Here is a 12,635-nt window from a genome sequence, read left to right on the forward strand (position 1 = left end):
TGGTGCTTGAGTGTTGTTCTGGATTGCTATTGATGCATTGAACTTGCGGCCATGCTCTTTTGGTTTGGGTTGCGTATTTCTCTGTAAAGCCAGACCGCAAAGTGCAGGATTAGTAGTTTTAGGGTGATGATTGCGTTTGAAATGAAGTATTCGGCGAATATGGTGAGTATCACAGAAGGTAGCGTAAGGGACATCAGGGAGATGTATCGCGGGGTATTGCGTTTTTCAATGAATCCGCAAATAAACCCATAGGTCAGCCAATAAACGTACCCACCATATAACCCTAGATTTCCTAGGATTACACAGTACGCCGTATAGACATTCCCTTCAATTGGCTCTCCTTCGAGGCCTTCCCCGGCTGTCCAGAATGGAACAACGTCAGTGCCTGATCGATCAATTGGATCCATGAGCCCGAGCATCGAGAGGAAATATATTGGACCATTCCAGCTGAAATTGAACGTTGGATTTTCGAACCACTGGCCGAAAAGAATTGTCGGGGAGAGAGCGTAGGTGGCGAGGTGATTTGCGATCTTCGCAACTATGCTGCTGTCGGAGTCTGATGGGCGTAGCGCAATCGCAATCAGAATGAATCCGAGAACGAGGGTGGCGATGAATTTGCTGACCTGCTTTAGAGATAGTTTGTTGGTGGTGTGTAGGGCGCTCAAGAATGTAAGGAAATACATTATAAGGCCTGCGCGGCCGCCTTCTAGCATGGATCCTGCTGCTGCCAAGGTTATGTTTAGCCAAACGATTGGTTTCCAGTATCCATATGTTTTCCCAATCGCAATTAAGTAGATTGTGAATATGAATAGGTGGGCTGCTGCCGACTTTAGGAATATAGGTAGAGAGCCAAAAATGGAGTCTCCGCGGACTGCGTCGTAGCGAGTCTCGTTGAGGAAGTAGATGAGCTCTTGCGGCGATGCGGAGGCTATTTGGTACCAGTAGATAAAGAGCCAAAGAACAAGTGCGACTGATAGTCCATTTGTCACCAATAGAATGCGATCTCTCTTTATATTGGTGCGGCTGGCAGGTCGTTGTACGTTCCTCGTCTCTAATGCTGCAATCTTCTGAGGGGGCGCATGGTTCCCTAGTGCCACGCCTCCGACGTAAGTTGCAACACAAGTGAATATGTAGAGCTTGGCTAAAGATGATACTGGCAATAGCCAAGGTATAGTTTCGGTAAGGAGGCTTATCAGGATCCAAATATAGACAAATGCCGCTGCATGAGAAATGACTTTATCCCTGCAATATCGAGGGATAAACAAGGCGAGCGTCAGGAGCAGGGCGGTGAGCATTTATCTTAAAAATAACGTGTCTACTGCATTGCTTCTTCGAAATCTCTTGTGCGCTTTGCGGATGCCAAGGCGAGCGATTGTTTTAAGTGCCCTTGTGTAGATTGCGGGGTGCAGACTTCGGTGGCATGAAGAGGTGATGGTGGGTATCCAGTCAATTAACTTCTTTATCTGCCTTGTCCTAAGATAAAAAATGGTTGTTTTCCCTAGGAAATCTCCAAGTGCATTGACTTTGATCTTGTCGTCTATTTCGGGTGTAAGTAGTTCGCTTATGGCGCCCCAGTACAGTGGTCGTATGCGATCTCCGGCATTCTGGGTTGAAAGAGACCCGGAGACGCTGTGTCTATAAATCGCAAGATTACTGTTTATGTAGCCAAGCGAGCCAATTTTCGCTAGCTTTATATGCAGGTGATAGTCAATAAACTGCTCAGGGAGTTCGCTGATTGCCTTTTTTGCTTGTGAGCGGTACATCATTGAGCTATGAAGAAGGAAGTTCCCTTCTTTGGTTAATCGGTCTATTCCGAATATCTCCGGCTGATGGTTGTTGAATACGCCGAATGCGTTGCCGGAAACATCAATTACAGTTGCGTTTGTGTAGACTGCAATGCATTCTGGGTTTTTGTCTAAAAACTCTGATTGCCTTTTTATCTTGTCTGGGGCCCATTTGTCGTCGCCATCTATGTGTGCAATGTATTCCCCGTTGGCTTGACTGTGAATAAATTTGTAGTTTCGGAATGCGCCTAGATTGGAGGTGTGGGTGTATACGGTTATGATTGACGGAAACTTCTTCTCAAAATCTTTCAAGATATCGGATGTGCCGTCGGTGGATGCGTCGTTCCCGATTAGTATTTCAATGTCAAAGTCGTTGGTCTGATCAATAATGCTCTGAATGCACTCTGCAATATATTCTCTATGATTATATGTGACGACGCAGATGGAAACCCTTGGTTTTTTTGGGGGGCGAGTATTGGGCGAGGTGTCTCGTGTGTTCATTTATTTTTGATTGCCAAATCCGTTTTGCGGATGGCTTTGAGAATGTGCTGTCTAGTGTTTGTTGAACTAAGGCTCGCGATGATTAGTGTTGCTGCGCCGATTGCTGTGATTTCCATCGCAATAGATATTCGTCGGGTGTCCCAGTTGATTGTCTCTGACATGCATAGTGAGGCAATGATTGTACTGATGGCAATTGGCAATATGTCCTGGCCTAGCCATACTTTATGTATCTCCGGCGCGAACCGATGATGAACGCGCCACGTCCAGAATGTAAAGTACAGTAGATTTGCCCCGAGCCATGCCCATCCGGCACCAATTGCGCCGTTATTCATGCTTGCTAGGATGATGGATGGAATAAGTATTAGAACGAAAATGACGTTGCCAATTAGGTGCAGCCGTACGTCTCCCTTCGCGAATTGAAGGTAGTAGGGAAATGCAGCTAAGGCCATGACGCCGTTTCCGAAGGCGTAGAGCCGCAGGATTGGTGCAGTTTCGCGGGCTAGCAAGTGGTCACCGGTCCAAGCTAGCAGCAAGGGTTCAGCGCAGAGTCCGATAACGGCCGCGACAGGAAGCGCGAGAACGGCCATGCCTTGAGTGGCTTGGCGATAAAGAGTCAACAACCCTCTCTCATCGCCTTGCGCCTGCAATCGCGCCAATCTCGGCATCAGGGCTGTGCTCAGGGGGCCGCTGATGATTGTCACGCCACTGGCCGCCAAGACGGCAAGCGTGAAGTGACCGTACTCCGCCAGCGGCAATATCTTGGACAATACGAGTTTGTCTGTTTGGGTGACGCCTACCCAAACCGCGCTTGTGAAGGCGATGCTCAGCGAGAAACCGATGACGTCGCGCATCGCGTTCCAATGCCATCCGACAGTCGGTCCGCTTGGCGACATTGCGGGAAGAAGCTTGTAGGTCTTGCGGACCAGCAATGTGGTTTCAACCACGGCGACCATCAATTGCCAGCCGAAGAAATGCGCAGGTGTTGTGCCGAGAAACTCGAAGATTGCCAGCACAACCACGAATCTTGCCGTCGCCGTTGACGCATTCAATCTGCCCAGCCACGCCTGCTGCTCGAAGCCGCCAATCGCCCCGCGATACAGCCCCGCGACCCATCGCAAGGCGATGATTCCAGCCATCAGTTCGATCGAGAGTTGAACCTGCGCGAGCGGCAGGTTCTGCGCCTGCAGCCAATGGGTCGATACCCATGCTGATCCGAGCCAGAGCGCCAGTGCACCGGCCAGCGCCACGCCCACAAAGATGCCTTCGAGAACTCTCAGCAGCCGACGCAGTTCAAGGCCTGTGATGGCGCCTCCAGACAGTCGGGCGGTCTGTCGCGAGATGGTCGGCGACAAGCCCATGTCCAGCATCTGGAACCAGGCTTGGAGCATCGCGTAGAACCCGACCAAACCATAAGCCTCTGTGCCCATGTAGCGGATGTACACCGGAACGATGATGATTCCGATGACGGCCACATAGAGCTGGCTTACATAGCTGGCAACGAGGTTCTTACGGAACGTAGTCATGTGCTGGCAACATGCGTGCGCGGTCGCGGTAGTCGTTGAAGTATCAAGCGACCCAGCTCAATGCCTGGTTTCTCAATGGTGCGTTCCACGGCAATAGCCAGCAGCAGCGTGCTTGGCACAACGATCATGATTAGCGTGTAAGGGCGACCAACTATAATTTCCGAGAGAAAGTGACCCGAAAGGGCAATGAAAAAACCGTGGAAAAGGTAAACGGAGTACGCATAGTCTGATAATCGTTTGACTGCCGTACTTTCGTAAATCTTTTCCAATATTCGATTATGCGTTCTTGCGCAGGCCAGCATGAATAGCGCCAGCCCTATCACGAAGATGCGATTGATGCCATAGCCTAGCTGAAAGCAGACGAGCAGTGAAATCGTCAATAATCCTTGTAGAAGGATTTTTTGGCTTTTCTCGTGAGCAAGTTCGTATATTGCGATCCCAATCATGAAGAACTGAATCTTGAATACGATTAGGCTTGGTTCATAGAAGATTTTGTCTGTGCCGATGATCCCGCTCTTGATTGCCCAGGCCCAAGCAGCCGTCAAGGCAAATCCAGTGGCTCCTGCCATTGTGCAGATTTTCAGCCAGCCCCACCTGCGTACGGCCAGATAAATCATGGGGAATAGTAGATAGAATTGCATTTCCAGACTTAGGCTCCAGTCTGGAAGGTAAGTGGAAAAAGAGGCTCGTGGATGAAGGCCGAATGTGAATGTGATGTGGCTGAGGATGTTGTTGAGATCGTATTGAATGCGTAGTGGGTCGTAGTGAGCGGTTTGTGTGACTGGCCCGCCAATGGCGCCTCTGAGGTTGCTGTATCCTCCAAGAAACCAAGGTGCGATTGCAACCGCAAGGGCAAGGGATACGTAGTATGCGGGGGCAATTCGAAAATATCTCCGAACGTAGAATCGCAGCCAGTTTGCTCTCATGCTCATGGGTTCGGCTGCGGCTCTGAGGTCAACTTGAGACATCATCAAGAAGCCAGAGATCATCATGAAAAGATCAACCGCAATCTTTGGGCTTGCAATTCCCGGTAGTGTGGTTCCGGACCAAATCATGCAATGGGCGATGCATACCCATAGAGCTGCGATGCCCCTGAGAAAATCTACGAACGGATAATGATTCTTCACAATTTGTTCGTCCGGATCTGCGCCTCCAACCCCAGCAAATCCCTCTTCCTCTCCTTGATCCTCCTGGCCGGCTGTCCCGCATAGATGCCGAACGCCGCGCAGTCCCGTGTGACCAGGCTCAAGGCGCCGATGGCCACGCCTTCGGCCAGTCGCACGCCGGGCAGGACGACGCTGCCGCTGCCGACGATCACGTGTCTTTCGAGGATCACGGGGGCGCTGGTGACGCCGGTGTAGTCGGTCGGGACCATCGGGTTGGTCATGAACTCGCCCGAGTAGTCGTCGCTGCTGCTGTAGATCGACACCCGCGACGAGAGGTTGCAGAAGTCGTGCAGCACGATGCGACCCGCGCCGATCAGGCTGGTGTAGACGGCGACGTGGATGAAGTCGCCGATCTCGATGCCGCCGGCTCCGGCCGACAGCACGCAGAAGTCGTCAATGCGGACGTGGTGGCCCAGGTGGATGCGCGATGCGCCGTAGAACGAGGCCTTGTCCGATATCCGGACGTCTTCACCCAGGGACGCGAAGCCCATCGCTTCCAGTTCGGTTCGGCTCAACAGGGCCATGACGCTGGCGCTCCCGTGGTTCAGCTTGCGGAACAGGCCCCGGATCACCTCAATCACCCGCCCCTGCTCCTCATCCGTCAGCGCCGGATAGATCGGCAGGCACAGCACCTTGCGGGCGATGTCGCTGGCGACGGGCAGGCGGCTGGGGTCGGCGGAGGGCATGCCGCGGTACATCGGGAAATCGGAGATCAGCGGGTAGAAGTAGCGGCGGGCAAAGATGTTGTGCTCGCGCATGAGGGTGTAGAGCGCGTCGCGGCTGATCGGGAATTCGGCGTCGATCAGGATCGGGAAGTAGGAATGGTTGGCGACCCGTTCGCCGCTGTCCTGGACGCAGCGGATGCCAGGCACGTCGGCCAGTTCGGCGCGGTAGCGGGCGTCGATCTCGGCGCGGCGCTTCAGGGCGGCGTCGATGTGCTGCAGCTGGATCAGGCCGAAGGCGGCGTTGAACTCGCTCATCTTCCCGTTGATGCCCGGGGCGACGACCGTCGTCTCGTCGACGAAGCCGAAGTTCTTCAGGTGGTCGATGCGCTGCTTGGTCTTGGCGTCCGGGCAGACGATGGCGCCGCCCTCGAAGGTGTTGAACACCTTGGTGGCATGGAAGCTCAGCACCGACAGGTCACCGTGGTTGAGCACGCTGCCGCAGTGGCACTGCACGCCGAAGGCGTGGGCGGCGTCGTAGATGACCTTCAGGTTGTAGTTGTCGGCGATCTTCTGGATCGCCTCGACGTCGCATGGGTGGCCGTAGCAGTGCACCGGCATGATGGCCGTCGTCTGCGGGGTGATGGCCGCCTCGATCTTGCGCGGGTCAAGGTTCAGGGTGTCCGGGTCGATGTCGACGAACACCGGCTTGATGCCGTTCCACAGCAGCGAATGGGCGGTCGCGACGAAGGAATACGGCGTCGTGATGACCTCGCCGGTCACGCGCAGCGCCTGCAGTGCGGTGACCAGCGCGAGCGTGCCGTTGGCGAACAGCGCGATGTGCTCGACGCCCAGGTGCTCGCACAGCGCCTTCTCGAGCTGCTGGTGGAAGGGCCCGCCGTTGGTCAGGATCTGGTTGGCCCAGATCTTCTCCATGTAGGGGATGACTTCCTTCAGGTCGGGCAGGAAGGGCTTGGTGACGTAGATGGGCGGGCGGGCATCGGACATGGACGGGTTCCAGGCGGGGCAGGGTGTTCGGTTCAGTGCGGTGCGGTCGCACGTCGCAGCCGCAGCGCGTCGCGCAGCGCGGCCAGCTTCGCGGCGCCTTCGGGGGTCTCGGCCATGCGGGCCAGCGAACGGCGGACGATCACCCACAGCAGGCAGACGATGAAGGCGAGCAGGGTGGCGGTCACGGCCATCAGGCCGCGTTTCGGTTTGGACTTGTACTCGGGCACCTGCGGCTCGTCGACCAGCTGGATCAGGGCGCCGTCGCGGGCCTCGTCCAGGCGGGCGGCCTCGTACTGGCGGGCCATCATTTCGTACATGGTCTCGAAGTAGCGGAAGTTTCGGAAGGCCGAGATGTAGTCCGACTGGTTCTGGTCGGCCGGCGCGGTCTTGTCCTGGCGCTGCTTGGCCAGCTCGTTGCGATAGGCGTCCAGCTGGGCCTTGATGATCTGGACCTCCGGGCTCGACTCGGTCTGGCTGTCACGCTTGACGCGCAAGGCGATCTCGAGCGCCGAGATCTGCGCCTGCAGCTGCGCGACGGCGGCGATCGAGGCGGTCGGGATGGTCTTCATCGCGCCGTCGGTGATGTTGGCGGCCTTCAGCCGGGACTCGGCCGCGATCAGCTTCTCCTTGGCGTCGGCAAACTGGGCCTCGAAGAACACGCGGCGCTGCGAGGCCTCGGTCACCGCCAGCGTCCGGGTCAGGTCCTGCAGGCGGTTCACGTAGCTCTTGACGACACGGGCCGCGCGTTCGGGCACCTCGTCGTCGAACTCGATCGTGATCAGGTTGTCCTTGCCGGCCAGGATGCGGGTGTTGCCGGCCAGGGCCAGCCGGGCCTGGAACTGGTAGTCGCTCTCGTAGACCTCGCGCAGCTTGAATTCCTGCACGATGCCGTCTGCGATCGGGCGGCTCTTGAGCAGCGCGATCCACTGGTCGTTCGGGTTCTTCAGGCCGGCCACGCTGCCCAGCGCACCACCCAGGCCGCCCAGGCCGGAGGCGGCACCCAGCAGCGCGCTCATCGCGCCGCCTTGCTGCTGCTGCGGCGGCATCATCTGCGCGCTCGCGGTGTAGACCGGCTTGATCAGGAAGCTCAGGCCCAGCACGACCGAGCCGATGGCCAGCGGCACGAGGGTCAGGAAGAACTTGTGTTCGAGCAGCACCAGCAGGATGTCGATCAGGGACACCGACAACTCGTCGTCGGCGGCGTCGTCCTGCAAGGTGTCGGCGTTCTGGGGATTCGTCATGTTCGCGTCGCGGGTCATCCGGGGGCTCAATTCCTCAACGTCTTGATCGCCGCCGCACTCAACCCGAACTGGTAGAGGATCTGGCTCCAGTCCTTCAGCCCGCGCGTGAAGCTGGTCCAGAAAGTTTCGCGGTTGCCCTTCTCGGGCACGACCAGCGTGTCGCCGGGCATCAGCTCGACCCGTTCGAGGCCGTCGAACCACCAGCCGCGACGGCTGGCGTGCAGCACGGTGCCGTCGGCGCGCACGATGAAGCTGTTTTCCAGGTCGGCCTCGACGTCGACGCCGGCGGCATCGAGGTAGTCCTTCATCCTGCGGCCCGGGCGCCACAGCAGCGCGTTGTTGTTGGCGACCGCGCCGACCGCGAAGACGAAGGCCGGCTTGGCCGGGATGCTGATGCGGTCACCGTCCTCCAGGCTCAGCGTGGGCAGGTCCTTGGACGCCGTGGCCGTGGTGGGCAGCTCCAGCGCGATGCGGCCGTTCGACTTCAGCATCTTCAGGCGCTGCAGCTGCGCGCGGCGCGACTCGTCCTGAGAGGCCCGCAGCGCGGCGGCGGCCTGCGCGTCGGTGGCCGCCAGGTTGGCCGACGCGGTGGCGCCGGCGCTGGCGAGCTGGCTTTCCAGCCGGGCGACGGCCTCGTCGAGCGCGATCTGCTGCTGTCGGCGGGTCTCCTCGCGGGCGAACTCGGTGCCGAAGACGTAGGCCTCGGGCGTCAGGCCGCCGGCCTTGCTGATCACGTCGGGCAGGGTCTCGCCGGGGCCGATCTGGTAGATGCCGGGCGCGCGGACCTCGCCCTGCACCCGCACCAGGCGGTTCTGCCGGGCGATCGGGTTCTTGATGTCGGCGCGGCCGAAGATCGTCACCACGTCGCCGGGCTGAAGGACCGGGTCGTTGGCCGGATCCTTCTCGATCACGGCCTTGGCCAGGTTGAACGGGATCAGCTCCATCGCGACCCGATCGACGTTCAGGCGCTCGATCGCGGCGTACTCCCAGTTCGGCTCGTCGAGCAGGTTGCGCACGTCGCGTTCGAGCTTGGCCTCGGAGACGTTGCGGCCCTCGATGAACTGCACCAGCTTGTTCTTGCGCTGGTAGTAGTCGGGCGTGATCAGCGCCTCGCGGTCCGGGATCAGGTCGCTGACGCGCATGCCCGGCGTGTACGGGTAGCGCAGCGGGTTGGCGACGTTGCCGCGCAGGGTGACGGCGTTGGCGAACTTGGGCTGGACCTTGAACAGCGTCAGCACGTCACCGTCGCGCAGCGGCATGTTGGCGACGGCGCCGGCCAGCTCGACCTTGTTGACGACGCGGGGCGAACGCGGCGAGCTGCGGTCCAGGCGTTCGAGCTGCGCGGTGCTGAGGTCGGTCGATGCGCTGGTGCCGCCGCCATAGGCCAGCACCTCGGCCAGCGTCTCGCCCGACTTCTTCAGCTCGAAGATCGCCGGGTTCTCGATCGCGCCGGCCAGCGCCACGCGCGGTCCGGCGGTGTTGAAGACGACCACGTCACCGGGCAGCAGGCGGACATCGGCGCCGCTGTTGCCGTTGAGGATGAAGTCGTAGAGGTCGATCTCGCCGACGACCTTGCCGGCACGCTTGAGCTGCACGTTGCGCATGCTGCCGTTGCCGTTCGGGCCGCCGCTGGCGAACACGACGTTGATCAGCGAGGACAGGCTGCCGACCGTGTAGCCGCCCGGCCGGCGCGCCTGGCCGACCACGAAGACCTGGATGCTGCGCAGCTGGCCCAGCGTGACGCTGAGCGTGAAGTTGCGGAACACGCGCCCGACCTGGCCGCGCAGGTAGTTGTCGATGTCGGCCGCCTTGACGCCCGCGACGCTGACGTTGCCCACGCGCGGGATGTTGATCTGGCCGTTGCGGTCGACGCTGGCGCGGAAGTCGACGTCGATGCTGCCCCAGGCGCGCAGCTGCAGCTCGTCGCCCGGGCCGATCACGTAGTCGGCCGGCACCGGCACGCCGGTCACCGGGGCATAGCTGTGGCCGCCGATCTGGAAATACCGCTCGCCGAAGACCGGGAGCTTCTGGCCGGTGCTCTGTTCGACGAAGCGCTGGAACTCGTTGGTCAGCGGCTCCAGGCGCATCGGCACGCTGCCGTCAGGGTCCGGCAGGCGGGAAGGATCGGCGCCGGGCGTGTTGCCGAGCCCGTTGATGGACGGGGTGCTGCGGATCGTCGGCACCCCCGGCGTGCCCTGCAGACCGCGTGCGCCGCCCGGTGTCAGGCCGGTGCCCGCTGCACCGGCGTCGGCCGGATCAACGCCGAGTCCGCCGGCCGCCGTGCCGTCCGCGCTGGCACCGCCCTTGAGCATGGACTGGATGGCCGACAGGCTCTGCGCGTGGGCGCCGACCGATGCGGCGAGTGCCGCGATCAGGGCCAGGGCGGCGAGACGGGCGGGGGAGCGTGCGCGAGAGGAAGAGGGCATCGGGGGAGGCGGCTGATCGAGGGTGTATCCGGCGCTGCGGCGGGCCGGCGGGCTCGCCGACGAGCGCGGCATGTGTCGGCAAGTGGTTGATCGACAAGGACTTTTTCGACTCTTGCGGAACGGGTCCCGACCGCCGAATGCCCGAAGGAAGTGTATGTCGCTCATTTGAGGGGGACACACCCCGAATCTGCAGAAATGAGGGTGATCAAAGGCGCAAATTCTCACGCGGCCGGCCCGGATGGCGTGCGGTCCGGCGCAGGTTGGCGTGGCCCCAGAATCTCGCCTGAATCCGGCCTGTGCCCCGCCCCATCCAACTCCCGAGAGTCCGCCCCGTGCCCACCAACCCCGAATCCGTCGCCCTGTACTGGGACTTCGAGAACCTCCACGCCAGCCTGGTCGACCAGCAGTACGGCCAGGGCGCCTACTTCAGCAGCCGGTTCCGGCCGCAGGACGCGCTGATCGACATCGCGGCGATCGTCGAGTTCGCGTTGTCGTTGGGGCCCGTGGCGGTGAACCGGGCCTTCGCGAACTGGGCGTCGTTCAGCCGCTACCGCTATGCGCTGCTGGAGCAGGCGGTCGAGCTGATCCAGCTGTTCCAGCCGGGCTCGAACGGCAAGAACGGCGCCGACATCCGGCTGTGCCTGGACGTGGTCGAGGACATGGGCCGCTTCCCGCACATCGGCACCATCGTCGTGGTCGGCGGGGACAGCGACTTCATGCCGCTGTCGTTCAAGGTCAAGGCCGCCGGGCGGACGCTGGTGGGCATCGGCGCGGTCAACAGCACGAACGCCAACTGGGCCCGCAGCTGTCACGAGTTCAAGTATTACGAGTCGATGCTGCGCCCGCTCGACCTGCGCCTGCCGCCGCGCACGGACGACACGGCCGACGGCGCAGCGCCGCACCCGGTCGACCCCCGGGGCGCGGCGGCGGCCGGCGCGATGCTGGCGGCGCGGCGGGCCGGGATGGGGGCGCCGACCGATGACGCGCACGACCCGGTCACCGAGCCGCAGCTCATGGGCCTCGGCGACCGGTCGCGGGCAGAGGATGGCAGCGAGACGGGCCTGGTGGGCGAACGGGATGAACGGGACGAAAAGGGCCAGACGGGCGACGGCGCCGACGAGCCCGTGCTCAGCCCGGTCGACGAGGAGCTGCGGGCGCTGCTCGACCGCGCCGCCGAGGCGCAGGAGCGTCACCGCGATGCCCGCGAGCTGGTGCGCCGCGCGATCGACCTGCTGTCGCAGCGACGCGGCGACGCCTGGGTCCAGAAGGCCGGTGTCCGGCCGGTGATCCAGCGCATGGACCCGACCTTCCAGGAATCCACCTACGGCTGGTCCAGCTTCTCCGAGCTGCTGCAGGCCATGCCGGATCTGGTGGAGGTCCGGAAGGGCGAGTTCGACCATGAAGTCCGACTGAAGCAACAAAACTGAAGTGTTTCTTCAGAAACACACATCCAGCCCAGCTGAATCCTTAAGCTTTAGATTCTCTTAAGTAATGTGCGGCGTCGGGAGACGCCGCCGGAATCGATCCGGAACCCCCGGCCTGGTCATCCCGGCTGGGGGTTGAACCCGGATTTACCCCCAGCTGGTGACAAGGTTCGAGCGGACGGCGTCAAGCCACTGGGTCAGGTAGATGGTGAATCGCCGGTTCAGTGTTAAGCCTCAGCTGAGCTTCAGGTTGCCCATTCCTGGTGCATTTCTCGGCCGACACAGGCGAAAAACGACGGTCCCGAATCGTCTTTCGGCCGAATTCGAGGGAATTTGCCCCATGACGGTGCGTTTTTCGGGCGCGATCCCCCCATTCGACGGTCAAAACTGAGCAATGTCATGCCTGGGCGAATTAGCACAGTTCATGAATATTGACTGAATGGAAGTGGCCGAGTGGCAACGAAAAACATCTCGTGAAGGCTGGCTTTTGTGATTTCCGCACGGGCGGTTGCGCGCTTTGCCGGATCGAGACCGATTTTCAGATTCGATTAGATGGGCAGCTTTCCCAGTAATCGATGGGTGTCAGCGGCATTCGTTGGCGATTGGTCATGAACCCCCCAGGTGAGTGCCAATTTCGTCACGGCTCAGATGGCCCCAAAGGCGGTTTTTAGTGGGGAATTTGCCCCACACAACCGGTCCCGCTTGGGGGCAACTCGGTGATTGCCGTTGATCAACTGCACTTGTATTGTTCGCTCCATCGAGCTTAAGAAGACTTACTTAACGGCCTCATCTTGTTGCATGACCTGGCAGGGGCTGCAGCGGTTGAGGAAGTTCTTCTGAAGCTAGACCTGCCTGAAACGAGGGTGGTCGGGCACACCGCAACAGCGGACCGACCTGGAA

7 protein-coding genes and 1 pseudogene are annotated in these 12,635 nt (G+C 60.2%); 1 reads left to right on the forward strand and 7 read right to left on the reverse strand.

Annotated features, from left to right (window positions below):
* Positions 1–26 precede the first annotated feature (26 nt).
* The 7 genes and pseudogenes from ACWA7K_RS21930 to ACWA7K_RS21960 all read right to left on the reverse strand — a co-directional run bounded on the left by ACWA7K_RS21930 (position 27) and on the right by ACWA7K_RS21960 (position 10,311).
* Positions 27–1,295, reverse strand: coding sequence for an O-antigen polymerase (locus ACWA7K_RS21930; RefSeq protein ID WP_456164310.1), 1,269 nt, complete (start codon positions 1,293–1,295; stop codon positions 27–29).
* Entirely contained in the window at positions 1,296–2,285 is a 990-nt protein-coding gene (locus ACWA7K_RS21935; RefSeq protein WP_456164312.1) for a glycosyltransferase, read from the reverse strand.
* Positions 2,282–3,808 carry a lipopolysaccharide biosynthesis protein gene (locus ACWA7K_RS21940; RefSeq protein WP_456164314.1) on the reverse strand — a complete coding sequence of 509 codons (1,527 nt, stop codon included), beginning with the start codon at positions 3,806–3,808 and terminating at the stop codon, positions 2,282–2,284. The genes ACWA7K_RS21935 and ACWA7K_RS21940 overlap by 4 nt, the downstream gene beginning before the upstream one ends.
* Entirely contained in the window at positions 3,805–4,935 is a 1,131-nt protein-coding gene (locus ACWA7K_RS21945) for an acyltransferase family protein (protein WP_456164316.1), read from the reverse strand. The genes ACWA7K_RS21940 and ACWA7K_RS21945 overlap by 4 nt, the downstream gene beginning before the upstream one ends.
* A 605-nt stretch (positions 4,936–5,540) precedes the next feature.
* Positions 5,541–6,644 (reverse strand): annotated as a pseudogene (locus ACWA7K_RS21950) (DegT/DnrJ/EryC1/StrS family aminotransferase); the annotation flags it as partial.
* Positions 6,645–6,676: 32 nt separating this feature from the next.
* Positions 6,677–7,885: a Wzz/FepE/Etk N-terminal domain-containing protein gene (locus ACWA7K_RS21955; RefSeq protein WP_456210270.1), complete on the reverse strand. Its 1,209-nt coding sequence runs from the start codon at positions 7,883–7,885 to the stop codon at positions 6,677–6,679.
* A gap of 26 nt (positions 7,886–7,911) precedes the next feature.
* Positions 7,912–10,311, reverse strand: coding sequence for an SLBB domain-containing protein (locus tag ACWA7K_RS21960; RefSeq protein ID WP_456164320.1), 2,400 nt, complete (start codon positions 10,309–10,311; stop codon positions 7,912–7,914).
* A gap of 332 nt (positions 10,312–10,643) precedes the next feature.
* On the opposite strand from ACWA7K_RS21960, the gene ACWA7K_RS21965 reads away from it, so the two are divergent.
* Positions 10,644–11,738, forward strand: coding sequence for an NYN domain-containing protein (locus tag ACWA7K_RS21965; RefSeq protein WP_456164322.1), 1,095 nt, complete (start codon positions 10,644–10,646; stop codon positions 11,736–11,738).
* Positions 11,739–12,635 lie beyond the last annotated feature (897 nt).

The organism is Leptothrix mechoopdaensis (SeqCode) (genome assembly GCF_053893855.1).

Excerpts from the sequence above, each read along its gene's own strand:
- ACWA7K_RS21935 (WP_456164312.1), bottom strand. The coding sequence starts at position 2,285 with ATGAACACACGAGACACCTCGCCCAATACTCGCCCCCCAAAAAAACCA.
- ACWA7K_RS21940 (WP_456164314.1), bottom strand. The coding sequence starts at position 3,808 with ATGACTACGTTCCGTAAGAACCTCGTTGCCAGCTATGTAAGCCAGCTC.
- ACWA7K_RS21930 (WP_456164310.1), bottom strand. The coding sequence starts at position 1,295 with ATGCTCACCGCCCTGCTCCTGACGCTCGCCTTGTTTATCCCTCGATAT.
- ACWA7K_RS21960 (WP_456164320.1), bottom strand. The coding sequence starts at position 10,311 with ATGCCCTCTTCCTCTCGCGCACGCTCCCCCGCCCGTCTCGCCGCCCTG.
- ACWA7K_RS21955 (WP_456210270.1), bottom strand. The coding sequence starts at position 7,885 with ATGACGAATCCCCAGAACGCCGACACCTTGCAGGACGACGCCGCCGAC.